The organism is Rhizobium sp. AAP116, from assembly GCF_001295785.1.
Classification (GTDB): Bacteria; Pseudomonadota; Alphaproteobacteria; order Rhizobiales; family Rhizobiaceae; genus Allorhizobium.
Genome location: NZ_LJIB01000027.1, coordinates 211,056 through 235,699 on the forward strand (window position 1 = coordinate 211,056; position 24,644 = coordinate 235,699).

The following is a 24,644-nucleotide window of genomic DNA, read 5'->3' on the forward strand; positions in this document are numbered from 1 at the left end:
TGTTTTTTGACAAGTGGTGCCGCCTGGACGAGACGTCAATAGGGCAGCCCGACATAGTTCTCCGCCATGGCCGTGGACGCCGCTCTCGAATGGGTGAGGTAGTCGAGCTCGGCTTCCTGGATCTTCTGGCCGAAATCTCCGGTATCCGGAAAACGGTGCAGCAATGTGGTCATCGACCAGGAGAAGCGAACAGCCTTCCAGACACGCTTAAGGGCACGGGCCGAATAGGCATCGAGTGCGGCATTTGACTTTTCCTGATAGTGCTCGAGAAGCCCCTCGATCAGGTAGTGCACGTCGGATGCGGCAAGGTTCAGGCCCTTGGCGCCCGTCGGCGGCACGATATGCGCGGCATCGCCGACGAGGAACATCCGCCCGAAGCGCATCGGCTCGGCGACGAAGGAACGCAGCGGCGCGATCGACTTTTCGAAGCTCGGCCCCGTCACCATGACTTCCGCGTGGTGGGCCGGCAGGCGACGGCGCAGCTCGTCCCAGAAGCGATCGTCGGACCACATCTCGACCTTGTCGTCGAGCGAGCACTGAACATAGTAGCGGCTGCGGGTTTCGGAGCGCATCGAGCACAGCGCAAAACCGCGCGGGTGGTTGGCATAAATGAGTTCATGGTTGACCGGCGGCACGTCGGCGAGGATCCCCAGCCAGCCGAAGGGATAGATCTTCTCGAAGGTCTTGATCGCGCCTTCGGGCACTGCCTTGCGGCTGGCGCCATGGAAGCCGTCACATCCGGCGATGAAGTCGCAATCGATGCGCTGCGTGACACCATCCTTCTCGAAGGTGACATGCGGCTGGTCGCCGTCGAAACCGGAGGGAACGACATTCGCGGCATCATAGATCACTACACCGCCGTCGCGCTCGCGTCGCTCGATGAGATCGCGCGTCAGCTCCGTCTGGCCGTAGACCATGACCCGCTTGCCACCGGTCAGATCGAAGAGATCGATACGATGGTCGCGGCCGTCGAACGCAAGGGAGAAACCGTCATGCGGAAGACCTTCCCGATGCAGGCGCTCGCCGACGCCGGCGCGATCCACGAGGCCGACAGTTCCTTCTTCGAGCACCCCGGCCCGCACACGAGACAGAATGTGGTCCTTGCCGACGCGGTCGACGATCACATTGTCGATGCCTGCATTGGTGAGAAGCTGCCCGAGCAAGAGGCCGGACGGGCCCGATCCAATGATGACGACTTTGGTTCGCATGTTTCCTCCCACGATGCAGCCATTTGTCTTTCGACAAGTTTTGACGGCGAGCGCGGCCGTCAACAATGGACGCATCGCGTCTTTTGTTGCACAAATCGAACATGACGAAACGCAAGCAGCCAATACGGACCTCGATCCCGACCTACGAGCTTTATGGCGAGGACGATCCCGCGGGTTCGCGATTCTGGGTGCATTGCGAGACAATTCCGGCCCGAAGTGCACTGCATCACTGGGAAATCGGGCTGCACAGACACGAACGCTATTTCCAAATCCTGCTCGTGACAGGCGGCTCCGGCGATGCGGTCTTCGAAGGAGAGATTGCCCGTTTCGAACCGGTCTCGATCGTCACCGTTCCGCCCGCTATCGGGCACGGGTTCCGCTTTTCACCAGAGATCGACGGCTACGTCTTTACCTTTCTTGCGAGTCGCTTGCCGGTCCGACCGGGTGAGCCGAGCGCGCTCGGGCAGTTCCTGTCGACACCAAGCGTGACCCGCCTTGCCCCGCAGGATCCGGAGGGGCAGTTGATTCTCTCCCACCTGCTCAGGGTCGCGAGCGAATGGCAGGGGCGGCTTACGGGGCGCACCGTGCTGATGGAGACGGGGCTCGCCGCGGCTCTGGCGCTTGCAGCCCGTCTCGCTGCCCAGGGTGAAACCGAGAAAGAGGCGACCGATGAGAATGATCGCAGGCTTGAGGCCTTCTCGTCATTGCTGCACCGGGAGGTTCGCAACCATCGTCCGGCATCGTTCTACGCCCATGCGCTGGGGATCACACCAACCCATCTCAACCGCGTGCTGAAAGCCAAGACAGGTCTCGGTACGCAGGAGCTCGTGGCGAGGCGGCTGATCGAGGAAGCGCAACGAGAACTTCTCTTCACGCCCGGCAGCATCAAGGAAGTCTCGTTCCGCCTCGGCTTTTCCGATCCGGCCTATTTCTCCCGCTTCTTCAGTCGCCAGACCGCGATGACCCCGGCGAGCTGGCGCGCTCAGGAACAGATCCGCCTGGGATCTCGGGCGGAAGATGCAGAAACAGTCAAGGCTGGCTGAACAGATCGATCAGAACCGGCCGCATCTCGTTCATCGGCCACTCGCGGGTCTGCGTCTCCGGGCGCATGCCGGGGAGGAACCCTTCCCGCTCAAAGCGGGCGACGAGGTCCCTATCCGCCGATACGACATGGATCGGGACGGCGCGCGATGCGTTGGGACCGGTGATGATGGCCGCAGGTTGATGGTCTCCGAGGATAACGAAGACGGTATCCTCGCCAAACCGCGCCATGTAGCTGCCGAGGGTTTCAAGGGAATAGTCGATCGTCTGGATATATTGGGCGCGCACACGCTCAGGATCGGCCCAGACGACCCGAGGCGGGTCGCCGCTTTCCGCCTGTGCGTTGAAGATCGAGCCGTCGCCGACGGCGTCCCAGTCGATGAGGCTGGCAACGGGTGTCCACGGCGCATGGCTGGAGATCAGCGCCACTTCCGCCATCACGCGTTCGCCCGCAGCCCGTGCAGGGGCGCGACCCAGGCGCTCGAAGGCTGACAGGGTATACTGATCCGGCATCGTGACCCAGTTGAAGGGCTTGCCCTGGTAATCGAGGTCGGCTGCCGCCAGGATCTGGCGATATCCGTAATATGCGGCTTCAGGCCACTCCATCGTAATGGCAGGCATGGCCGCGATGCTCTTCCATCCGGCTTCGGCAAACAGCCTGTTGAGGCTCGGTTGCTGGCTGATCATCAAGCGGTCGTAGCGCGCCTGGCTGTCGACCCAGAGGCCGGAGAGGAGCGTTCCGTGCGCCAGCCAGCTGAGACCGCCAACGGTCGGAGCGGTGACCCAGGCACTGGCGGAAACGAGACCGGCTCGCTCAATCTCGGCTTGGACGCTTGCGAGGCGCGGTCGGGTGATCGACGCATATCGAGGATCCTCCAGCGCCGAGCGGCCATAGGATTCAACGAAGATAAGCACAAAGTCCTTGTCCTTGACGCGTCCGAAGAGCCCGGCGCCGTTGCGGGGGCCCTCTCCCCGCGACAGAGCGGTTTCAAAGACATGCATGTCCTGAACAGAGCGGATGACAAGCGTCAGTCGCTTGTTGAGGTAAGAGGGCATGCGCGCTTCGACCCGGGGCGCGTCCAAAACAATCGCAATCCCGCCGAGAAGGGTGATCGCCACCAGCGACAGAACAAGCCATGAGCGCACGGGGCGCCCGATTTCCGTTAATCGGCGTGCCGCCCACAGAAACAGGATAAGTATGGCGAACAAGCTTACCAGCGCGGCCGCGACAGCAGCAAAGGCTGCCAATGTGCCGACGGTCCCTGAAAACAGATTCCAGCCATCGGCCAGCATCTTGATATCGAGATAGGGATTGAACGGGCGCTGAAAGGCAGCCTGGGTGCCGATGTCGGCCATCTTCAGGAACAGGATCAGAAGCAGGACCAGTCCGCACAGAAGCCCGATCGGTCGGCGCAGGCTCTGCGGGACCGCGAGCAAGAGCAGCATCATCAATGCCCATTCGAGCGGCAGGCGGGCGAAAGCATTGAGGGCGACCGCATCGGGATGGTCCGGCAAGGTGAAAGCAAACCAGGCGATCACTGTCACCACGAGGGCGCCGATATAGGGCTTAAGCGTGTCGGCTGACTTCATGATCCAGTCACTCCGCTACCGAGAAGGGCAGATCGATTGCACGCGGGAGGATTTGCCGTCATGAAGGTCCGCTGCCTCTCTTTCCGCGTATAGGACAGCAAACGACCACTCACCCCCGACGAAAGCCCCGCCGCTTGCCCATTCTGCGTCTCCTTGCTCCCGTCGCGTTGATCGCGCTCCTGGCATTTCTCCTGTCCAGAACGGATCTGACCGCGCTGGGCGCCGCCTTCTCGCAGATCTCCGTTACGCATGTCATCGCCGGTCTTGCCCTGGTGCAGTTGCAGATCATCGTGTCGGCGCTGCGCTGGCGCTTTACCGCGAGCCGTCTCGGCGAACCGTTCCCGGCGAGCGTCGCGATCAGCGAGTACTACGTGGCGAGCCTTCTCAACCAAAGCCTTCCCGGCGGCGTCGCCGGTGATGCCGTGCGCGCCTACCGCATGCGCAATGCCGGCGCCGGCGGCTGGAAAGGACCAGCCAAGGCGGTGATCTTCGAGCGCCTTTCCGGCCAGGCTGCGTTTTTCGTTCTGGCGCTTTCCGGCCTGTTCGCCTGGCCGCTGGTCCTCGGAGGCGAGGATGCCGGACGTCAGGCCTTGCTGCTGGTGCTCTGCTTCTTCCTGTTTGCCGCCGCAGTCTGCGCGGGCCTGATCATCGTGAAGCGCCGGTACAAAGGGTTCAGCCATATCGGCGATGACCTGTTGCGCGTCTTCGTCCGCCGTGGCGCGCTGCCTGTTCAGGCGGGGCTCAGCCTTGTGATCGTCGGCAGTTACGTCGCGACCTTCTTTCTTGCGAGCCATGCCATTGGCGCGCCCCTCCCCGGCATTGCGGCATTCACGATCATTCCGCTCTGCCTGATCGCGATGCTGATCCCCGCTGGTTTCGGAGGCTGGGGTACGCGGGAAGCCGCCGCGATGGCGCTCTGGCCACTGCTTGGCGCCACCGAGAGCCAGGGATTGGCTGCGAGCGTCGTTTATGGAGGTCTCTCTCTTGCCGGCGCCCTGCCGGGTCTCGCGATCCTCTCGCTCGAGGCCATCCGCGGAAAGCCGCGTCGCGCCTGAACGCATCGTCATCGGCTCTCCATCCGGGCGTAAACGTCGCCGGATTGCGCTTCGGGAGGCATTTGCGACAGCTCAACCAGCAGCTCGTCTGCCGATTTCCACCGGTCCGACACGAACCGATGCTGCTCTCCGACGACCCGGTTGAAGCGATAACTGCCGATGCCCATCAGACGATCGATCGCGTTGGACGCAACGGAGGGCATGGCCGGAATGTATTCGAAGGCGATCAGGGGCATCGGCTTTGAAAGGCCGTAGAGAATTTCCGCCTCCGCGCCCTCGACGTCTATCTTGCAAAAGGCAGGCATACCGTATTTCGCGACGAGATGATCGAGCGTCACCATCGGCACCGTGACCTTGCGGTCCCAGACGACCTGCGAAAACCCCTTGCTTTGCTTCACTGTCTCGACGAAGCGGCTGGAGATGCTTGTGACCGTCGGATGGCGGCTCGAGATCAGCAAATCGATCTGCCCGGCGGTCCGACCGACGGCCACCCGTTCGAAGCCGGTCAACGCGCCTGCAAAACGATTTTCGATGAAGTCTGCAAAGGCCGGCTGTGGCTCAACGGCAACGACTTTCGCTCCGAGCTTCAAGAGGGTGCTGCTGCGGCTGCCGACATGGGCGCCGATGTCGAAGACGAGATCACCCGGCTTGACGATCGACGCATAGAATTGCCGCAGCGCCGATCTGCGCCAGGGCTGGCCGTAGTAGACGACGAGCGAGCGGGCGAGCCCGAATGATGTCGAGAGACGCTCGGTGAGACTGGTCATGACGTGACGGGCCGACGCAGCAGGTAGATCACGTCCACCGTAAACGAATAGGCGAGCGCCAGAAGCGCGACCGCTGCGATGGCGGTAGAATAGGGAACGGTCACGAAGGGGATCAGGATCAGGCAGAGTGCCGAAATCTGGATCACGCAGACAAGCTTGCGTCGGAACGAGGGGAAGAGCTCGCCGTTCAGCTTCGGCAACACCCAGCCTGCGGCCACGAAACCGTAGCGCATCAGGCCGATCAGCAATACCCAGAGACCCGCCTTTTCCAAGAAGGCTGCGGCGACGGACAGGACCAGGATCAGCACTGCATCGACTTCCATATCGAAGCGGGCACCGAAGGACGATTCATGTCCGTAGCTGCGCGCGAGATAACCATCGACGCCGTCGAGCGCCAAGGCGATGAGAACCACACCGGCAAGTGTCCAGAGTGCCGTATCGGTCGCAGCGAGACTGTCGAAGCACAGCACGGTCGCGCCAGTCAGGCTAACGAGACAAGCGCGAAAGGCGGTGACGAGATTGGCCGGGCCGAACTTGCGATGGGGGTGATCGGGCAGAGCATAGACCACCAGCGCAAACATCAGCGCGAGCGACAGAATGACCGAGGCCACGAAATCCCAGCCGAGCGGGAGGTGAAAGGAGACGATCACCGCGACGACCGATGTGCCGACAAGCAGGCCTGAGAGGCCCGCCAGTGTGTTCATCAGCAGTCCACGACGCTGTCGCAGCATCGCGACCCAGTCGAGCTGGGCATTTGCCCATGGCCGACCGAAACCATCGCCGCCAAGCCGTTCAGGCTCGCTTGCCATCTTGCAATCCTCCCTGCCCGCCTGGAGCTTATTCTGCCGCGACCAGAGTTTCCAGATCGAGCATGTGGCCGGCGCGCAAGGTCTTGGTGCGCAGATAGTTTTCGTTTTCCGCCGTGACCCGACCGGTGACCGACGCCCGTGCCTCGACTTCGATGCCGCCCAGCTTGAGGCCGGCGATCTTGGTCGGGTTGTTGGTGTAGACCGCCACCTTCGCGATCTCGAGATGCCGGAGCATGGCAACGGCTGCTTCATAACGGCGATGATCTTCGGCGAGCCCGAGCTCGGCATCCGCATCGATCGTGTCGAGGCCGAGATGCTGATAGCCATAAGCACGCATCTTGGCGCCGATGCCCGTGCCGCGCCCTTCCTGGTCGAGATAGAGCAGCACGCCGCCGCCCGCCTGCTTGAGTAGGGCAAGACCATTGCGCAGCTGGTCACCGCAATCGCATTTCAGGGAGCCGCAGAGGTCTCCGGTAAGGCAGGACGAGTGAATGCGGATCGGCACGGTCTTCGTGACATCCGGCTTACCGACGATGATGGCGACCTGATCCTTCTGAGCCAGGCCACCGCGGAAGACGACGAAGTCGGCATCACCAAGATCCTTCAACGGAACGCGGGTGCGAACGACTTGGTCGAAGCGCTGACGGGCGGCATCAGCGCCTTTCAAACGGCTGGAGGCGATCTCGCAGCAACCGCCGAACCGATCTGTCATGGTCGTGACATCCGCCAGCACCATGGCCGGCAGCAACAGCGCCAGGCGGGCCAGTTCTGTCGTCTGTGTCGCCAGTGCATCCGCCGGCTGCCACAATGCAGGCTTTTCCGCACCAAGTGTGTAAGCAAGCCGTGAGGCATAATCGAAAGACAGACCGGCCAGCGGCGTGATCACGTCCTGTTCGGCTCCGACCCCCAAACGACCGGCCCGCGGCGCGGTCAACAGGAGGCTGTGCCGGTTCTCGGTGACGGCTGCGAATTGATCGAAAAGCGAGGGCGCTACACAGTCGAGCGCCAGGACAGCAAGCTTTCGTTCTCCCTCCGTTACGATCACGGGTCGACCATAGCGCAGCTCGGCTACGGCGCGTTCTACTTCGATCTCGGCGGTCGAGAACTGGAAAGCGGACTGGCTGGACTTGGACATGAGGCGTACTCTCCCTATCAGTGGCAACCATTACGCCGAAGTTTCAGAGATGGTTTGCGCATCCGCCATAAATTTATTTTGATGGCGGCTAAGGAACAAAATGTCTTCTTCGGCAATACGTTCCATTGGTGTGCATATTTAGGGTGGGGGACGTGCAGTTTGAAGCTCGAGGTGAATGAACAATCCGTATCTGCCGGAGACACGGCGGCTGCGCTGTGGTTCGAGGCAAAAGAAATCTGCCGGCTCCGGCACGAGCCGCTTGGCATGCCTGCTGAAAACGAAGTGCTCGTGCGCACACTCTACAGCGGGATCAGCCGCGGGACAGAGTCCCTGATCTTTCAGGGTGCGGTTCCTCAAAGCGAATTTGAACGCATGCGCGGACCGCATATGGAAGGCGAGTTCCCCTTTCCGGTCAAATATGGCTATGCGGCCGTCGGTGAAATCGTCGATGGTCCCCGTGACCTCATCGGACGCAATGTCTTTGCCCTTCATCCTCATCAGGATCGATTCATCCTCCCGTCAGACCAAGTAACCCTTTTACCGGAGACGCTGCCGCCGCGACGGGCGGTGCTTGCCGCCAATATGGAAACAGCGCTCAACATCATCTGGGATGCAGGCGTGCAGCCGGGCGACCGCGTCGCCGTCTTCGGCGCCGGCGTTGTCGGGACGCTCGTCGCCTATCTCGCTTCCCGGATCGCCGGCACGGAAACTGTCCTGATCGACAAGGATCCGTCGCGCAGTAAACTGGCTTCCGATCTGGACCTCACGTTTGCCGAGCCCGACATGATCGACGGGGAATTCGACATCTTGATCAACGCCAGCGCAGCCGCGGCCGCGCTCGAAAACGCCATCGCCCGTGCGGGCTTTGAAGCGAGAATTGTCGAAGCCAGCTGGTATGGCGACCGCATGGTCAGCATTCCCCTGGGCGGTGCGTTTCATTCTCGCCGCCTGTCCCTCGTCAGTTCGCAAGTCGGCGGAATTCCTTCGTCACGCCGGGCTCGCTGGACTTATCGTCGGCGAATGAGCAAGGCGCTGGAACTGCTCCTGGATCCGCGTCTCGAGCGCCTCATCTCAGGTGAGACCGCTTTTTCTGAACTGCCAGACGCCTACGCTCGTATCCTCTCCACACAGGACACCCTGTGCCATCGCATCCGCTACTGACGAAAGAGATCTCATGTTCGCTGTTGAAGTCCGAGACCATATCATGATCGCCCACAGCCTGCCGCGTCCGGTCTTCGGGCCTGCACAGGGGATGCATGGCGCAACCTTTGTCGTCGATGCGGCTTTTTTCACCAAGGACGTGGACGAGGATGGCCTCGCCGTCGATATCGGTGCTGCGACAACCGTTCTGTCCGAGGTCTTGAAGCCGCTGAACTACCAGAACCTGGACGAGCTTGCTGTCTTCAAAGGCAAGATCAGCACGACGGAAGTCATTGCAAAACACATCTTCGACCAGCTGGCGCAGGCCGTGTCCGACAAGCGTCTCGGCCCCGGCAGCCATCGAATCTGCCGCCTGAAGGTCATGCTGCACGAATCCCATGCGGCCCGTGGCTGGTACGAGGCCGATCTTTGAACCCTTCCCTCGTGTTCGCCTATCCGGGCGACCTGGCTCTGAAGACCGGCGGTTATGGCTATGACCGCCGAGTTATCGATGGACTTCGCGAATGCGGCTGGCAGGTCAGGCTTCTGCCGCTTGGCGACGGGTTTCCGGTTCCCACCGCAGACACGCTGGACCGGGCGGAAGCAGCCCTGTCGACACTGCCGGACGGGACGCTCGTTCTGATCGACGGGCTCGCCTTCGGCGTGCTCGATGCCTGGGCGGGAGCCAATGCCGAACGGCTTCGGATCATTGCTCTTGTTCATCATCCGCTCGCCCTTGAAACGGGGCTGTCGGATGAAGAGCAGCAGCGCTTCCGTCACAGCGAACAGATGGCGCTAGCGACAGCCCGGCATGTGATCGTGACCTCGCCGATGACGGCACGTGAACTTGCATCCAATTATGGCGTCACGTCTTCCCGCATTACGGTCGCCCTGCCCGGGATCGACAAGAGCGACACAAGGCGCGTCGTCAATGCGGCCCCGCAGATCCTGTCGGTCGGCACACTCACCCGGCGCAAGGGTCATGACGTGCTGCTGAGGGCTCTCAAATCGGTCGAGGATCTCGACTGGCAGGCCGTCATCATTGGCAGCAAGAGCCTCGATCCTTCGACGAGCGAAGCGCTGGCGCGACAGGTGGAAGCGCTGGGCCTGGAAGCCCGCGTTCAGTTGCTCGGTGAGGTCGATGATCCGGAGGTGCACTTCGCCTCGGCGGACATGTTTGCACTGGCGAGCCGATACGAAGGCTATGGGATGGTGTTTGCCGAAGCTCTGTCTCACGGGCTTCCGATCGTGGCGTGCCATGCCGGAGCCGTTCCAGACGTCGTTCCTTCCGATGCGGGGATACTGGTGCCGGTCGATGACGCAACGGCTTTCGGAGAGGCGCTCCGTCGTCTGCTGCAAAGCCCGCAGGAACGTGAGACGCGGTCTGCGGCGGCCCTTCAAGCCGGCAGCCTCCTGCCAACATGGGCTGACACGGCAGCAATCATCTCCAACACACTGGATGGTATTTCATGAGTGGCTTCAACAAGGACTGGCTGGCACTTCGCGAACCTGTCGATATGAGGGCGCGGGGGAAGCCGCTTGTCGAGCAATTGTCGCAGCATCTCGGCGGTATAGAGCGCCCCAACATACTCGACATCGGCTGCGGCACCGGCTCGACCTGGCGGAGCCTGGCTCATCGCTTCCCGGCCCATGCGAAATGGCAGTTGCTCGACTACGACCCGCTGCTGCTGGCCGAGGCCGAGCGCCGCATCGGGGATCAACAGGACGTTTCGTTTCGCCAGTTCGATCTGAACGAGATCGACACGCTGCCGCTTACCGAAGTGAGCGTGGTGACGGCATCGGCTCTCTTCGATCTCTGCTCGGCAGACTTCTGCGATCACTTTGCCAAGACGCTGGCAGCGAGCAAAACGGGGCTCTATGCTGCGCTGAACTATGACGGCGTCATGGAATGGTCGGTTGCCCATCCGCTCGACGAACAGGTCGCGCACGACTTCAATCAGCACCAGCATTTCGACAAGGGCTTTGGGCCGGCACTCGGCCCACATGCGACCGCGCATCTGAAGCAAGGTTTCGAGCGTTTGGGCTATGCAATATCGGTTGCCACGAGCCCCTGGGTGATGGGCCCGGATGACGGTGACTTGCAGGCCGCTTTTCTCGAGGGGCTCGAACAGCCGCTATCGGAGATCGGTACTCTGACTGACGTCCAAATCAGGCACTGGCTGGATTTCCGGCTTGCGAAGATCGCAGAGGCCGGCAGCTCATGCGTGGTCGGCCACTCGGATATCCTCGCGCTCCCCCGCCACTGAAGCAGCAGATTGTTTCAAGTCGCAATCGAACAGGATGTCGCTGCCGAGGCTATAGACGTTGGCGGCTGGCCGGTGAGCGCTTGAAAGCTTGTCGATCGGCGGCAGCGCGATGCCGGCAGGTCCCGAGCCAATGATCAGCGGGGCGATCGCGACGTGCAGGCGATCGACGAGATCGGCTTCGATGAAGCGGGCAATCGTGCGTGCGCCTCCCTCGACGAGGATGCGACGCAAGCCGCGGTCCGCGAGTGCATCCAGGATGTCCTGAGGATCAAGGCCGCCCTTGCCCCTGCGAACTCTGATGACGTCGGCTCCATGGGATTTGACCGGTGCATCATGCCCCTGCACGAGAATGACTGGTGCGCCGCCGTCGCGAAACAGGCGTTCCTCGCCGGTCAGTTCCGCGCGACAATCAATCACGACGCGGACGGGATTGGGGCCCTTCACTGCCCTGACGGAAAGTCTCGGGTCGTCGCATTTGACGGTGCCGACACCGACGACCACGGCTTCCACGAGCGCGCGACAGCGATGAAGATGGGCGATGCCGTCGCTTCCGGAAATGTCGCGTGCGTCACCTGATGGCGTGGCCACGCGGCCATCGAGCGACTGGCCGACCTGCGCCAGAACAAAGCCGCGCTCTGCGGCGGCAATCGGTGCGTACAGGGCCATGACGGGATCGCCTTCGTCTGCACCGGTCTGGCTTGCGCTGCCGCGCATGGCAAGAAGGCGCGCCCAAAGCTGGTCCGTCATTTCGATCTTACGCATCGAGGTCCTGTCCCGGAGAGTTTTACAAAATGCGATAAAGCGTACCGTCGCGGCGGATCACGTGATGGAAGACCACCGCCGAAATATGCAACGCAAAGAGAGCCAAAATGATCCACGCGCTCCAGGCATGGATTGCCGAAAGAGTGGACGCTATTTCCGGTGACTTGCCGATCGGGCTCCAGACGGTGAAGAGACCAAACCATTTGAGCGGAAAGCCATGGGCATTGGTTGCCAGAAACCCGGAAACCGGCATGACGATCAAGAAGACATAGAGAAGCCCGTGCACCACGTGGGCGGCTGCCTTTTCCAATCGCGGTGCCTCGACCAGAGGCGCCTCGCTTGTCAGCCTTGCGCCGATCCGCACCAGCATCAGCCACAGGACCATGAAGCCCAGGCTTTCATGGATCAGATAGAAATCGAGTTTCACGTCGTCCTTCACGAACCCAATCATCTGGCCAAGCGGCCAGGTCATGAGAACGAGGACTGCAATCAGCCAATGGAGGATGCGCAGCGTGCCTGCATAGCGTTGGCCCGCATCCATCGATTGTGCGCCGTTCATTACACTTTGCTCCGATCCCAGACCATTCGCGCGCCAGACCTCCTCGTCTACCGCCCATCAGTCATCCGCCATCAGGATGTGACGGTTTGACAACAATGTAAACGGAAGATCAGGGCTCGTAGATCATGTCACGCTGTGGTGATCAGAGCGTCGGAGGCGCTTTCTGGAAGAATACATAGGAGCCCTTGGCGACCTTGAAGATATCGCAATTGCGCCGGACCTTGCGATCGCCTTCCAGCCGGAAGACACCGAGCGAGCCTGAGAAACCATCCGGCGACATGAGCCGCTCGGGCCCGAAGGCCAGCTCCCGGAAACGGCCAGCGAGGCCGATGGCCATCGCCATGGCGTCGAAGCCATAGCCGGCCTGGGCAGAGGCCGGCATTCCATAACTCGCCATGTATCGGCTACCGATCCTTGCCTGGACGTTCTGGTCGTAGCGACAGACGATGCTGCCGGTCAGCTTGGGCTCATTGAGATCCTGCGCCGTCAGAACGGCACTCGCAACGATCCTGCGGCCCGGCCGCGGCGGCTTGGCGGCATCCGCCTTCTTCAACACCTCGCCCGGCGACTTGATGCTTGGCATCAGAACCACCATGTCGGCCTTGCTCCACGAATTGAGAGCCTTAGCAGGCAGCGTGCCGCCGCTCAGTTCGATAATCGGCTCAACCTTGCCGCCAAAGGCCTTGATCTGGCTGGCGATCCGATCGGCCTGAGCTTTTTCCGCCGGAGAGGAGGCGAGGATCACCGCATGGGTCGCCCCTTCGGCCATTGCGAAGGACGCGCTTTCTATCAGGCTGTCGGCAGGGCTGGATACGAAGGGATAGACATTTTCAGGCAGGACCGCCTCGTTTGTCTGGAATGCAAGCATGGGGACCTGAAGTCCGCCCAGGCCACGCTGGATCGCTTCAAACTCCGCACCACGGGCGGTGGTGACGATGAAGGATACCTGCTGGCGCGCCAGGGTCCTTGCCGCGGCCTCGATCGCCTCCGGCTTTTCCGTCGTCTCAAGCATGGTGAGCTTCACGACGTCGGAACCGAGCATGTTGACGGCCAGAGCGGCGCCATCCCGGTATTCGCTATCGGCCTGGCGGCCCGGTTGATCCGCACGACGGACACCGAGATAGGCGACCTTCACCGAACCGGATCCCAGGGTCTGGTTGTAGAGACCCGTATCGTTGGCGGGGTTGACGGCCGCAGAGGCTCCGCCTTCACCAGCGTTCGGCTTGAAGTCATCGGTCTGACAAGAGGAGAGAGCGGCAAGCAGCAGAGCCGAAGCTCCGGCGCGCAGGAAGCTCCGCGTAAAGTGTTTTATTCCGACCATGATGGCGCCAAGTCTCGTTCCTGATCCGTTGGCGAACGTTAAGCATTGGCACTCGGCGAAGCAAGAGCGAAGGTGTTCCATATCTGGGCAGACTGCAGCAAAGGCAACGGCTGGGCTCGACTGGCAATACAGGAGAACGGCTTAGATTCCAGACGCCTTCAACGCCTGGATTCCCTGCCTTCTGGCCACCTTGGTTAACAAGACCTGCCAATTATCCACCGGATTTTACTTTAATATAGCGATGCATATTAAAAGTATAGAAGCCATCTATACGAACCGATAATTCAAGCATTGCCGCTATTCTTCAAGCAACAATTGGAGAATAGCGATGCTCAAGAAGAACAAAAACATTGTCGCAGTCTCGGCCCTCGTAGCGGCTACCCTGGTTTCATCCGGTTCGATGGCGGCTCCCATGCTGCCACATACGATGACTTCTTACTCAAACGTCGCCCAGACGCTCGTGCTTGGAATGAGCCCCCTTGCAGGCTCACTCGGCACAAATCTCTTCGGCAAGATCGAGCAGCGCTGGTCCCAGACCACGGAACTCTTTGCCCAGTCGATCGCCACACAGGTCGTCGCGTTCGCTCCGCTGCGTACGGACCTCTCGACCGGCACCGTCGCGACAGCGCCAAAAGAAATAGCACCCAACCGGCGCAAGACACCAACCGATGATGTCTTCGACTCTGTGGCCATTCCCTTCAAGAAACTCGGCGCACTGAAGAAGGCGGCACCGACCTTTGCTGAGATCGCCAAGGGTACCGCGCTTAAGTGCGGCGGCGCCAATTGTTTCGACATGGATGCTGTGGTCCACCGGACATCGGCCGGCGGCGGCATGTCTTCGCTCCGCGACAAGCTCAACCTCGTCAATCACGAGGTGAACCGCCGCATCAAGTACCGCAAGGATATCGACAGTCACGGTCGGGTGGATCAGTGGTCCTCCCCGTCCCAGACCCTCGCTTCCGGCTACGGCGACTGCGAAGACTATGCCCTCTTGAAAATGGCGGTCCTCGAAGCACAAGGCTTTTCACTGCAGGACATGACCGTCGTCATCCTCTACGACAAAAAGCGGCACTTCTATCATGCCGTTCTGTCGGTCGAGATCCAGGGAACGCACTACATCCTGGACAACATGCGGGATCAGGTTCTGGCGGACAGCCGCCTGCCCGATTACCAGCCGCTATTTTCCATTTCCAATGGCCGCGGCTTTCTGCACGGTACCCGCACAAAGGGTAAAGCCATGGCCATGAAGAGCTTCGACAGCATCGCACCGGGCGAAGGCGGGGAACTCTGAGCGGATCTTCCGCTCCAGCCGTGGAGTTCGACCTCAGCCTCGGACGACGTAGCCGATGACCATCTGCTTCTGATGGCTTGGGGCCATGGCAAGGTTCATCTGGCCGGTCAGCTGCTTTCCGGCGCAGGTGGCGGTGAAACCCGTCGTGATCATCTTGCCCTTGGATGAAAGGCTCTGCAGCGCTTCATCGACCTGCGTGTCGAGAACAAAACGGAAGCCCGCCGACAGCTGGGCGATATTGCCCAGCACAAGCTTCTGCTTCAGCATGGTCATGAAGGGTTCGTTGAAAAACTGGATCTTCTTGTCACGTGTAAGCACTATGGCGGGCGTCGGGCAGGCCTGGATCAGCGCATTCAGATTTTCAACCGAATAAACATTTTCCATCAGCGACAGCCGACGCCACATCCAGCGAAATGCAACCACGCGCAGCATGGATGCCAGATTGCCATTCTCGCCCATCTGGCCGGCAGCCTGCTCCACCACATCGCCCAGAGATTGCCGCGAACCGTTCAGCAACCAGGCAAGGCCGTCCCAGTATACGCTTTCCAGCCTGATACCCCGGCGCGCCCCACCCTTGCCGATGATCGCGCGGAATTTCGGTTCCGCGTCATTTTCCTCGACATGCCGCATCGCGGCCGGGTTCAACTCGGCCGGTTCTGAGTAGGCGGCTTGCCGATCGGGAAGGGCCATGGCTCACCGCTCGGTCAGGGCGACGGATTGCGCCTTGTTGATCGGCTTCATGAGATAGCTCAGGATGGTCTTGCGACCGGTCATGATTTCCGCCGAGGCAACCATGCCCGGAATGATGGGATAGCTCTTGCCACCGCGCATCAACTCGGACTGGTCCGTTTTTACCTGGACCAGATAGAAGGTCTCGCCCTTGTCCTTATCGACAATACTGTCGGCGGAGATATTGGTCACCACGCCTTCCAGGCCGCCGAAGATCGAGAAGTCGTAAGCCGTGACTTTCACGATCGCCTTCTGGCCGCGCGTTACGAATGCGACGTCACGCGGCGAAATCTTGGCTTCGATCAGAAGCGTATCTGCGGTGGGGACAATGCCGGCGACCACGGTGCCGGGGTCGACATAGGCGCCGATCGTATTGACCTCGAGCGTGTTGACGATGCCATCCACCGGAGAGCGGATATCGGTGCGACTGACACGATCGGTCGCGCCGCGGATCGTTTCATCGATGACCGAGAGTTCAGCGAGGGTCTGTGCCTTTTCTGTCAGTGCCTGCTGACGAAGCTGAAGCGCCAGTTCCTCAACCTGAAGACGCGCTTCCTCTACTGCGCCGCGGAGCCGTTCGAGGCTCTCCTGATAGACCGTGATCTGGCCGCGCTGATCTGTCAGTTCGCGCTCAAGCGCAATCAGCTCGGTCTGTGCCACAAGACCCTTCTTCGCCAGCGGGCTCATCAGATCGTATTGCCGCGTCGCTTGGGTGATGTTCTGCTCGAGGCGTACGATATTGGCTTGCGCCTCGCTCAGTTCATTCTCGCGCTGACGCACGCGCTCACGAAGCACGCCCGCCTTGTTGATGTAGGATGCCTTGTTGGCGGCAAAGAGCCGCTCCTCATTTGCACAAACCTGGCTGGCGACCGATAGAACGTCGTCCGGGCAGACGAAAGCGACGTCGTAGGAGCCCGCCTCCTCCAGCGCCAGGCGCGCAATCTTGGCGCCAAGGGCCCGCGCCCTTGCAACGGACTCGCCGAGCGACGATTCCGTTGTCGTGTTGTTGAGCTGGACGATCAGTTCACCCTTGCGCACGACCTGGCCGACCTGAACGGCGATGGTTTCGACCACGCCTGCTTCGGAGGACTGCACGATCTGTGTCTTGGAGACGGGAATGACCTTCCCTTCCCCTCTCGCGATCTCGTCGATCTCGGCGATTGCAGCCCATGCCAGAAAAAGCACGATAAGGGACGCCACGAGGAACACGATCATGCGGGCCATGAACGGAGGCGTGTCGGCAACCGGACGGCTCATGGCTTCACGCCCTTCTTCTGCATGGCTTCGATAACCTGATGCTTCGGCCCGTCGGCCACCACACGGCCTTTGTCGAGGACGATCAAACGATCAACGAGATCGAGCATGGTGAAGCGATGGGTGGCAATCAGAAGCGTGGTGTTCTTGTCGAAGGCGCTCGACAACCGGTTGATCAGATGTCGCTCGCTTGCCAGATCCATCGCCCCCGATGGCTCATCGAGGAAAACGATCTTCGGCTTGGTTAGCAGGAGACGTGCAATCGTCATGGCCTGTTTCTGGCCGCTCGACAGGTTGGAACCGCGCTCGCCGACCGGCATGTCGAAGCCACGGGGATGGCGCGAGACGAACTCTTCAACGCCCGTCATGCGGGCCACTTCGAGTAGTTCCTCGTCGGTGGCGTCCGCGCGACCGATCAGGAGGTTCTCCTTGACCGTTCCGGAGAAGAGATCCGAAGATTGACCCGCGACAGCAACAGCCGAACGCACTTCCGACATGTGATATTGGCGAATATCGACGCCATCGATCAGCACGCGCCCGTCCGTCGGCACGAAGAGGCCATCGAGCAGACGGCCAAGCGTCGTCTTGCCGGAACCGATTCGGCCGATGATGCCGACCTTTTCCCCCGGCGCGACTGTCAGGGACAGCTTGCTGATGACCGGATTGTCCGAGCCCGGATACTGAAAGTTCACGTCTTGGAAACTGAAACCGCCGTGCTTGATCTCGCGGTTGACGAAACCGACCGTCGACGGCCGATCCTCGGGCTGCTCCATCACCTGATCGAGAATTCTGAGCGACAGCGTTGCCTGACGGAAACGCGCGAGCGTCATGGCGATCTGGCCGAGTGGCGCGCCGGCACGGCTGGCAAGCATCACGGTGGCGATGATCGCGCCCATGGCGAGGCGCCCTTCCGAGAACTCGTAAGTGCCGGCAATCACGATCAGCACGCCGACAATCTGCTGGATCAGTGCCGTCAGGTTGATGGCATTGGTCGAGATATGCTTGATCTCTTCGCTCGTCCGGCTCGAATGCTTCATCAATTCCTGCCAGCGACGCAGCATGGTCGCTTCGGCGCGCAGGCTTTTCAGCGTTTCGATGGTGGAGATCGTTTCCACCAGAAGCGCCTGCCGTTTCGACGCCTCGTTCGAGGCCGCCGCCATCCGGTGGCCGATCTGAGCCTGGGCGCGAAGACCGATCGCGATGGAGAGGATCAGCGCAACGGCCGGAATGATCGCAAGCCAGCCGGAGATCAGATAGATGACGATCAGGAAGATGAAGACGAAGGCCGTATCGATCATCAGACCTATCGTGTTCGAGGTGAAGAACTCACGCACAAACTCGTATTGCATGACGCGATTGGCATATTCGCCCGTCGACAACGGACGCGAGGCAAGCGTCGTGTTGAGCACCTTGTCGAAGATCATCTGCGACAGACGAAGGTCGGCGTTGCGGCCGGCATGGTCGATCAGCGACGCGCGCGCTTCCTTGAGCAAATAGTCAAAGAGATAGGCGAGCATGATGCCGGCCGCGAGCACCCACAAGGTGGGGATTGCCTTGTTGGGCAACACGCGGTCGTAGACGTTCATCGTGAAGAGCGGCGAGGCAAGCGCGATCAGGTTGATGAACAGTGCCGCAAGAATGACGCGCAGATAGGTGCGCCAATAGGGCATCAATGCCCGCACAAGCCAATGGCGCTTCTCGATCTCGTCCGCGCTACCGATATGCGCGTTTTCACTGTCGTTCCGATAGAAGAGCGTGAAGGCGAACAGGAATTCCGGGCCGAGCGCCATAAGCTCCTGGTGCGTCAACCGCACCGAAGCGGCTCCCTCGCGAATATCGAGCGTGTAGACACCGTCTTCGCTGACCTCGAGCAAGGGTAGCGTTCCGCCATCCTTGAGGACGACGATGGCTGGACAATCAAAATCGTTTTCGCGGATCGCACGTTCGCCAATCCGCATGACCTGCAGGCCAATGCGCTCGGCGACATGTTCCACATCGTCGAGTTCGAGAGATTCAACGATTTCGTCCGGCAGACCTGAGAAAAGTACGGTATCGGAGCTGGGCCGACCGTAAAATGTGGCGACAGCCTTGAATGACGCACGAAAGCGCAGGCGGGCACGAGGGCCCGCCGGTTCGATCAACGAATTTAACATGTCATCCTATCGGATGGGCGTTTACTGGAGCGGCGCCAGGAGGTCCATCGGAATTCCCGCCTTTTGCCGCGGATCCCGCTCGACATAGGCCCCATTCGGGGTCGTCTTCACGGAGAATTCGTTGCGCGCGTAAGCGTCGGTCTGACCGACCGCCTTTACATTCATGGTCTTCAACAGAGAACCCGAAGCCGCCAGGATCTTGTACTCCGCGAACAGGGCTGCAACGCGGGCCGTTTCGGCGACGATGCTGGTGTTGAAGCGGGTGTTCTGCGCGTCGAGAACGTCCAGAAGCGAGCGCTGGCCGATCTTGAACTGCTCGCCATACGACGAAACGAGCTGGGCATTCTGCGAGGACTGCGAGTTCAGGATCTGGGAGAGCTCGCCGCGGCTGCGGCGCTCATTCCAAGCCGAACGCACGGACTCTTCGATCTCGCGATGAACCTGATCGGATGCGTAACGCTGTTCGCTGGCGCGACGGATCTGTTCCTGCTCACGGGCCTGGTCGATACCACCGCGATAGAGGTTCCAACGGGCGACCAGGCGCACCTGAACGTCGTTGGTGTTGCCCTGGCTGGTGCCGACGTCATTGCCGACACTGGCACGACCTTCGAGATCGACGGTCGGGGCGTAGTTGGAGCGGGCAGCACGCACTGCCGCGTCAGCGGCATCGATGTCGGCGCGGGCCGAATAGATGCGCGGATTGTTGGACTTTGCGGTCGCGATGGCATCGTCGAGCGTGCGCGGAAGCAGCTTGGCAACCGAGGCCGGCACCTTTGCATTGGCGATCGGCTCACCGACCGTCTTCAGGAAGCGGATCTTGGTGAGCTCCAGCTCCTCCTGAGCTTCGCGCAGGCGAGCCTGGGCGGCCGCGAGACGCTCGCGCCCCTGAACGGCGTCGACTTCGGTCAGTGCGCCGCCGGAGATACCCTGATTGATATCCGAGAGAATGCCGTTGTGGAACGAGACGTTCTGCTGCGCCACACCAACGATCTTGGCCTGCAAGATGTATTCGAGGTAGTCCTGAACGACCTGCAGGGCGATCGTCTCCGAACGCTCCAGAACACGGAAGGACGCACCGTCGACGCGCGAGGCCTGCTGATCGACCTGGGCCCGGCGGCCGCCGCCATCCAGAAGCCGCTGGGTGACCGTGAGGCCGACCTCGGAAGAATTAAAATCCTCGGAGTCCCGGCTGAGGTTTCCCGTGCTCTCGTTCGAGAGCCGGCGCTTTCCCACGCTTGCCTCCAGATCGATCGACGGGAGATAGAGACCGCGCGCCTGGCGCAGTTCGAACTCGACCGCCTCGCGGTTCTGGACCGCTTGCGAAATCTGCGGATTGGTCGTCAGCGCCTTTTGGATGGCCTCCTGCAGCGACATGGCGCTCGCTGGGGCAACAGACGCGATTGCAAAGGCTGCCGAGGTGTACAAGGCTGCGAATAAAGTCTTTTTGGTAAACAAAGGTCTGCCCCTACCCAATTCTTGCTTGGAGGCCGTTATATACCGGGGCACCGGTCGCTGGGAAGTCCAATCGGCATGTCCAAAAGATGCACCCAATTTTGATCTGTTGGAACGAAAATCGAGTTTTTTCAGATCTTGAGAAAAGAATTACTCGAAGTTTCGAACTTGTATGGCCAAGGTCAACTATTGCGCGCAGTCATTCGAATCATTTTGCTGGGCTTCGACGTTAACCGTGCAACAAAGCCCCAGCATTTCCATGTGAAATCCGGCAGATGCGATGGAACTGTCTCCAATCGGCAACACCCATTCAAGCACCTTCCACCGTCGGCGGGCAGCAACGCATGCGCAAAGCCAGAGTCTTTTTCGAATCGACGGCAAGTAAAGTCCGCTTCAGCGCGGCCGTGAAAAGAAAAAGGGCGCCGATCTGGCGCCCTTTTCATTTCGGAAACACTATGTGTTTTAGTCGTGCGGGACAGTCGTTGCGTGATTGTCGTCGAAGAGGATCTTGACGTTCGCATGATTGCCTTCAAGCATCACGATATCCTTCGGCCCACCTGCCGTATCGACACTTACGAAGGTATCTCCACCCTGCAACCTGATGCTGATGGCCTCCTCTCTGGCAACGTCACTGGCCGCCTCACCGAGCAGGCTGTCCAGCAATGCCGACACATCCAGCATGTCGCCCTGAGCCAGGTTGTAGTCGGTGATCACGTCGGTCACTCCGATGTCCTGGAGCGCTTCCTCGTCAAACACGAAGGTGTCCGCGCCAGAGCCGCCTGTCATGGTATCGAGACCAAGACCGCCGAAGAGGATGTCGTTGCCTGAGCCTCCGTTCATGACATCATCTTCATCGCTGCCGATGAGAATGTCATCGCCGTTCAGACCGTTCATCGTGACGCCGCCGTCGGTGGCGTCTTGGATGGTGTCGACAGCGGGATGCAGTTGGTTCGAGGGCGCAGATCCGGACTGTACCGTGTCAACTTCGGCATCGATCCAGCTTCGATTGGGTCTTACACGATACTCACCTTCGACCGAGGTTGATGTGCTGGTCTTGACCAGGAAGTTATTGGTGCTTGGATTATAGGTGACATCGAAGCCTAGAACTCTCAAATCATCAGCCAAAGCTTCAGCCGTTTTGTCAAAACGCTGGCCGTCACTTGAGACCCCAGAATTGTTCGCATTTTCGGAATACCAGGTTGAGCCGATCTTGATTCTGATCGAGCCTGATGTTTCGAACCACGAGATTGAGCTGGAAAAATCAACCTCGTAGTGCCACTTCGCTCCAACATCATTACTGTTGTCCACGCTTGCACCGACGCTAAACGCGTTTTCCACACCAGGATCGCCCATCCACGTGACGGTCGACCCGTCTCTTACCTGATCAATACCCTCCGAGGCCAACAACTGCTGAAGTGTCTGCACGCTACCTACAGGCGTCGCTGCCAGCAGTGCGTTGTAAACTGCATTTACAGAAGTACCACCTGTCACGACGGTGTGGGAGAAAGTCTTCCCATTGAGCGTTACGCTGACCACGTCGCCAACGTCATAGCTGTCGGCAAACTTGATAGTCGTGATCTGGCCGACAGGCTTTGCAACACCGACGAGTATGTCGTTGCCGCTCGTCCCGTCGAGTGGACCGGATGTACGTTGCATCACCGTGACGCGGGCATTGCCCGACCGGTCCTCGCCGTCATAGGCCCGATAGTCGAAAGAACCGCCTGAGTTGCCAGTGTCGATAACCACGACACCGTCAGCGCTGGTATTGGCGTTGAGACCGCTACGGTTCGAAATCGACGTGACACTGAGATCATCACTGTCCACATCAGTGTCGTTGAACAGCAAAGCCCAGTCCGGCACTTCGAACTGTGTGCCAACCCCAGCATTGGTGATGACCCGGTCGTCAGCTGCAACTGGCGCATCATTGACCGGGTTAACCTTCACTGTGATCGTAGAGGTATCGGATAGCGAGCCACCTGCGCCCGAATTTCCGCCATCGTTGAACGTAACGGTGACAAGACGATCAGCATCGGTCGGGTTATCAGAGGTCGACTTGTAAGCAACCGACGCAAGGAAAAACTCGACACGGTCCTCAGTCGCCCCGGATGTCAGGTCGATCTTGAGTGATGTCTGACCGAAACCTCCGGACGCGAGCGTACCAATGGTAACCCAGCCAGAACGCCAGATCTGCACGTTGTTGCCGTTGAGGCGGACGTCGCTGTCGGCGAAGATTTGGTCGCCTGCAATCGCAGTATTGCCAAGCGAGATCTCGATGCTGCCACCGGCGAAGTTCGCCGGATTGTCCACATCACTGACATTGACGTTGCTAAACAGATAACGACCGTTGCCGTTCTCGGTGAACTCGATCTCACGGGTTTCCGGCGACAGAACCGGCGCATCATTCACCGGAGTCACGGTGATGGCGACTGTATCCACATCCGTCTTGGCGCCACCGAGGCCGGTGTTGCCGTTGTCGGTCGTGGTGATCTTGAGCTCGTCGCTGCCGTTGAAGTTCAGGTCGCCCTTGTACTTCATGCCGAGCAGGGCTGCATTGATTGCAGTGAGAGAGCCCGTCAGCGTGACAGTGCCGGATCCATTGTTGGATACGACGAGGTCATCTTCGCTTGCAAGCGTCAGCGTGCCCTTCTTCACCTCGAGCTTGACCGTCAGGTCGCCGTTGCCGGCATCGACGTCGCTCACGCTCACGTTGGTGATCGAAAGCTCGATGTCCTCAGCAGCAGTCAACGTGGACGGTACCGCGTTTTCCGGTGCGTCGTTGACGGCCTGGACATTCACCACGAGATTTGCCGTGATCGTATCGCCGTCGCCATCCACCAATGTGTAGGTGAAGGTTTCCGGCGTGTTCGACACGAGCTGTGCCGGGGCATTGTACTCCCAAGCGCCGGTCCTGAAGTTGAACATCAACGATCCGCCCAGAGCGGTGGTTACGTTCAGAACCTCGTTTGCCTCGCTGCCATCCCAAGTGTGCGTGACATCATCCACGAGGATGGACTGGATGCGTCCACCATCTGCGCCGAAGCTGTCGTTAGTGAGCACGTTGCCGGAGGCGGAAGTCGGAACCGGCAGGACAACGGTGCCCGTCAGGATCAGATCGGTTGGCGACGTGATGGAAATCGGCTCACCAGGGTAAGCCACGTCCTCCAGGTCGTCGTCGTTCGCAGACACGCCGACGCCAACAGCGTAAGACTTGATGCCATTGGTCTGGAGGTAGTTTTCCCAGGCCAGGCGCTCGCTGTTGCTGAGATCATCGCCGTTGTTCGGGTCGCCGTCAGAGAAGAAGTAGACGGATGTGTTGCCAGACGCTGGTAGGTTGATACCCTGAATACGGTCGATGACCTTGTCGTAGTCTGTACCGCCTTCCGCATCCGGGAAATTACCCGAATTGATGTAAGTGATTGCGGCTGCCTTCGACATCCAGACGGTGTTGCTTGCATTCTCACTGAACGTTACGACCAAGACCTGTGCGGCATTCGACAGATTGATCAGGTTGACCGCTGCTGCTCGGGCAATATCGAGCCGCGACTGGCCTCCACCGATCTCGCGATCCATGCTACCCGACACGTCAAAGGTTAGGATCAGGTTGGTGACCGAAGACGGAGCAGATTCCCGAACCGTGGCACTTTCGCCAACCGCCACCGGAACATCATCAACGATCTCGATCTTGAACGAACCCGTCAGCACATCCTGATCACCGTCGGTCGCCGTGTAGGTTACCTCGACACTGAATGTGTTCTCACCATTGTCGGCGAAGCCATGGGCCAGGGTATTGTCGAGAAGGTCGAACTTGTAAGTGCCGTCACTGTTGAGCGTGACCTTCCAAGAGCCGTCGCCTGCCGTGAGAGTCTTGTTCGTCGCGCTCCATTCCGCAGCAGGTGCCGACAGAGCAATGCTTCCGCCATCGGCCCCAAGCGAGATGTTCAGATTTCCGGTTGCAGAGAGCAGTTCTTTCGGGGTGGTTTCGTCATTTCCGAGGGCGAGGTCGTCTTCATTAAGGGACAGACCGGTCGTCGGCGTGCTGACCAAGGTCGGCGTGTCGTCATCGATCAGCAGCGCCAGCTTGCCATCGGCCTTGTCGCCGTCGCCGTCGGTT

General features: G+C 60.2%; 20 protein-coding genes. 7 read left to right on the forward strand and 13 right to left on the reverse strand.

Annotation, left to right across the window (positions count from 1 at the left end; all coding sequences use genetic code 11):
* Positions 1-35: 35 nt before the first annotated feature.
* Positions 36-1,208, reverse strand: a complete 1,173-nt coding sequence (gene pobA / locus IP85_RS17235) for a 4-hydroxybenzoate 3-monooxygenase (protein ID WP_054150901.1) — start codon at positions 1,206-1,208, stop codon at positions 36-38.
* A 122-nt stretch (positions 1,209-1,330) separates the two neighbouring features.
* Between pobA and IP85_RS17240 the strand changes: the two genes are divergently transcribed.
* Entirely contained in the window at positions 1,331-2,251 is a 921-nt protein-coding gene (locus IP85_RS17240) for a helix-turn-helix domain-containing protein (RefSeq protein WP_082347782.1), read from the forward strand.
* Here IP85_RS17240 and IP85_RS17245 read toward each other — a convergent pair.
* Complete coding sequence (locus IP85_RS17245; RefSeq protein WP_054150902.1) at positions 2,238-3,839, reverse strand: sulfatase; 1,602 nt, start codon at positions 3,837-3,839, stop codon at positions 2,238-2,240. The genes IP85_RS17240 and IP85_RS17245 overlap by 14 nt on opposite strands.
* 134 nt (positions 3,840-3,973) lie before the next feature.
* Between IP85_RS17245 and IP85_RS17250 the strand changes: the two genes are divergently transcribed.
* Positions 3,974-4,894 carry a lysylphosphatidylglycerol synthase transmembrane domain-containing protein gene (locus IP85_RS17250; protein WP_054150903.1) on the forward strand — a complete coding sequence of 307 codons (921 nt, stop codon included), beginning with the start codon at positions 3,974-3,976 and terminating at the stop codon, positions 4,892-4,894.
* Positions 4,895-4,902: 8 nt separating this feature from the next.
* Here the strand turns inward: IP85_RS17250 and IP85_RS17255 are convergent, their stop codons facing one another.
* Genes IP85_RS17255 through ribA form a run of 3 tightly spaced genes read right to left on the reverse strand, consistent with a single transcriptional unit; the run spans position 4,903 to position 7,605 of the window.
* On the reverse strand, positions 4,903-5,661 hold the full coding sequence (locus tag IP85_RS17255) for an FkbM family methyltransferase (protein ID WP_054150904.1): 759 nt from the start codon (positions 5,659-5,661) through the stop codon (positions 4,903-4,905).
* Positions 5,658-6,470 carry a CDP-alcohol phosphatidyltransferase family protein gene (locus IP85_RS17260; RefSeq protein ID WP_054150905.1) on the reverse strand — a complete coding sequence of 271 codons (813 nt, stop codon included), beginning with the start codon at positions 6,468-6,470 and terminating at the stop codon, positions 5,658-5,660. Before IP85_RS17260 ends, IP85_RS17255 begins: the two co-directional genes overlap by 4 nt.
* 28 nt (positions 6,471-6,498) lie before the next feature.
* Positions 6,499-7,605, reverse strand: coding sequence for a GTP cyclohydrolase II RibA (gene ribA, locus IP85_RS17265; protein ID WP_054150906.1), 1,107 nt, complete (start codon positions 7,603-7,605; stop codon positions 6,499-6,501).
* 54 nt (positions 7,606-7,659) lie between these two features.
* On the opposite strand from ribA, the gene IP85_RS17270 reads away from it, so the two are divergent.
* From IP85_RS17270 to IP85_RS17285, 4 genes are read left to right on the forward strand one after another with little or no spacing between them, the layout of a single operon-like run.
* Complete coding sequence (locus IP85_RS17270; RefSeq protein ID WP_348625563.1) at positions 7,660-8,766, forward strand: zinc-binding alcohol dehydrogenase; 1,107 nt, start codon at positions 7,660-7,662, stop codon at positions 8,764-8,766.
* A gap of 13 nt (positions 8,767-8,779) precedes the next feature.
* Positions 8,780-9,178, forward strand: a complete 399-nt coding sequence (locus IP85_RS17275; protein ID WP_054150908.1) for a 6-carboxytetrahydropterin synthase — start codon at positions 8,780-8,782, stop codon at positions 9,176-9,178.
* Positions 9,175-10,218 (forward strand): glycosyltransferase family 4 protein, encoded by a 1,044-nt coding sequence (locus IP85_RS17280; RefSeq protein WP_054150909.1) that lies wholly within the window; start codon positions 9,175-9,177, stop codon positions 10,216-10,218. Before IP85_RS17275 ends, IP85_RS17280 begins: the two co-directional genes overlap by 4 nt.
* Complete coding sequence (locus IP85_RS17285; RefSeq protein ID WP_054150910.1) at positions 10,215-11,012, forward strand: class I SAM-dependent methyltransferase; 798 nt, start codon at positions 10,215-10,217, stop codon at positions 11,010-11,012. Before IP85_RS17280 ends, IP85_RS17285 begins: the two co-directional genes overlap by 4 nt.
* Here IP85_RS17285 and IP85_RS17290 read toward each other — a convergent pair.
* The 3 genes from IP85_RS17290 to IP85_RS17300 form a co-directional block, all read right to left on the reverse strand.
* Positions 10,965-11,774, reverse strand: a complete 810-nt coding sequence (locus IP85_RS17290) for a RibD family protein (RefSeq protein ID WP_054150911.1) — start codon at positions 11,772-11,774, stop codon at positions 10,965-10,967. The genes IP85_RS17285 and IP85_RS17290 overlap by 48 nt on opposite strands.
* Before the next feature lie 22 nt (positions 11,775-11,796).
* Positions 11,797-12,333, reverse strand: a complete 537-nt coding sequence (locus IP85_RS17295; protein ID WP_054150912.1) for a cytochrome b — start codon at positions 12,331-12,333, stop codon at positions 11,797-11,799.
* Between the two features lie 142 nt (positions 12,334-12,475).
* Entirely contained in the window at positions 12,476-13,654 is a 1,179-nt protein-coding gene (locus tag IP85_RS17300; RefSeq protein WP_054150913.1) for a hypothetical protein, read from the reverse strand.
* A 328-nt stretch (positions 13,655-13,982) separates the two neighbouring features.
* On the opposite strand from IP85_RS17300, the gene IP85_RS17305 reads away from it, so the two are divergent.
* On the forward strand, positions 13,983-14,945 hold the full coding sequence (locus tag IP85_RS17305) for a transglutaminase-like cysteine peptidase (RefSeq protein ID WP_054150914.1): 963 nt from the start codon (positions 13,983-13,985) through the stop codon (positions 14,943-14,945).
* A gap of 33 nt (positions 14,946-14,978) precedes the next feature.
* Here the strand turns inward: IP85_RS17305 and IP85_RS17310 are convergent, their stop codons facing one another.
* The 5 genes from IP85_RS17310 to IP85_RS17330 form a co-directional block, all read right to left on the reverse strand.
* Complete coding sequence (locus IP85_RS17310; RefSeq protein WP_245280892.1) at positions 14,979-15,635, reverse strand: ribbon-helix-helix domain-containing protein; 657 nt, start codon at positions 15,633-15,635, stop codon at positions 14,979-14,981.
* Between the two features lie 3 nt (positions 15,636-15,638).
* Complete coding sequence (locus tag IP85_RS17315; RefSeq protein WP_054150915.1) at positions 15,639-16,931, reverse strand: HlyD family type I secretion periplasmic adaptor subunit; 1,293 nt, start codon at positions 16,929-16,931, stop codon at positions 15,639-15,641.
* Positions 16,928-19,081: a type I secretion system permease/ATPase gene (locus IP85_RS17320; protein ID WP_054150916.1), complete on the reverse strand. Its 2,154-nt coding sequence runs from the start codon at positions 19,079-19,081 to the stop codon at positions 16,928-16,930. The genes IP85_RS17315 and IP85_RS17320 overlap by 4 nt, the downstream gene beginning before the upstream one ends.
* A gap of 21 nt (positions 19,082-19,102) precedes the next feature.
* A complete protein-coding gene (locus IP85_RS17325) occupies positions 19,103-20,455 on the reverse strand; it encodes a TolC family outer membrane protein (protein WP_054150917.1) in 1,353 nt (450 codons plus the stop codon).
* A 540-nt stretch (positions 20,456-20,995) separates the two neighbouring features.
* The coding region (locus IP85_RS17330; protein ID WP_156322949.1) for an Ig-like domain-containing protein at positions 20,996-24,644 on the reverse strand (3,649 nt) is incomplete at its 5' end.

What these genes read in the sequence shown, in the direction of transcription:
- pobA (WP_054150901.1), bottom strand. Translation starts at nt 1,208, where the DNA reads ATGCGAACCAAAGTCGTCATCATTGGATCGGGCCCGTCCGGCCTCTTG.
- IP85_RS17245 (WP_054150902.1), bottom strand. Translation starts at nt 3,839, where the DNA reads ATGAAGTCAGCCGACACGCTTAAGCCCTATATCGGCGCCCTCGTGGTG.
- IP85_RS17255 (WP_054150904.1), bottom strand. Translation starts at nt 5,661, where the DNA reads ATGACCAGTCTCACCGAGCGTCTCTCGACATCATTCGGGCTCGCCCGC.
- IP85_RS17260 (WP_054150905.1), bottom strand. Translation starts at nt 6,470, where the DNA reads ATGGCAAGCGAGCCTGAACGGCTTGGCGGCGATGGTTTCGGTCGGCCA.
- ribA (WP_054150906.1), bottom strand. Translation starts at nt 7,605, where the DNA reads ATGTCCAAGTCCAGCCAGTCCGCTTTCCAGTTCTCGACCGCCGAGATC.
- IP85_RS17275 (WP_054150908.1), top strand. Translation starts at nt 8,780, where the DNA reads ATGTTCGCTGTTGAAGTCCGAGACCATATCATGATCGCCCACAGCCTG.
- IP85_RS17285 (WP_054150910.1), top strand. Translation starts at nt 10,215, where the DNA reads ATGAGTGGCTTCAACAAGGACTGGCTGGCACTTCGCGAACCTGTCGAT.
- IP85_RS17290 (WP_054150911.1), bottom strand. Translation starts at nt 11,774, where the DNA reads ATGCGTAAGATCGAAATGACGGACCAGCTTTGGGCGCGCCTTCTTGCC.
- IP85_RS17295 (WP_054150912.1), bottom strand. Translation starts at nt 12,333, where the DNA reads ATGAACGGCGCACAATCGATGGATGCGGGCCAACGCTATGCAGGCACG.
- IP85_RS17300 (WP_054150913.1), bottom strand. Translation starts at nt 13,654, where the DNA reads ATGGTCGGAATAAAACACTTTACGCGGAGCTTCCTGCGCGCCGGAGCT.
- IP85_RS17305 (WP_054150914.1), top strand. Translation starts at nt 13,983, where the DNA reads ATGCTCAAGAAGAACAAAAACATTGTCGCAGTCTCGGCCCTCGTAGCG.
- IP85_RS17310 (WP_245280892.1), bottom strand. Translation starts at nt 15,635, where the DNA reads ATGGCCCTTCCCGATCGGCAAGCCGCCTACTCAGAACCGGCCGAGTTG.
- IP85_RS17315 (WP_054150915.1), bottom strand. Translation starts at nt 16,931, where the DNA reads ATGAGCCGTCCGGTTGCCGACACGCCTCCGTTCATGGCCCGCATGATC.
- IP85_RS17320 (WP_054150916.1), bottom strand. Translation starts at nt 19,081, where the DNA reads ATGTTAAATTCGTTGATCGAACCGGCGGGCCCTCGTGCCCGCCTGCGC.
- IP85_RS17325 (WP_054150917.1), bottom strand. Translation starts at nt 20,455, where the DNA reads ATGTCGCTGCAGGAGGCCATCCAAAAGGCGCTGACGACCAATCCGCAG.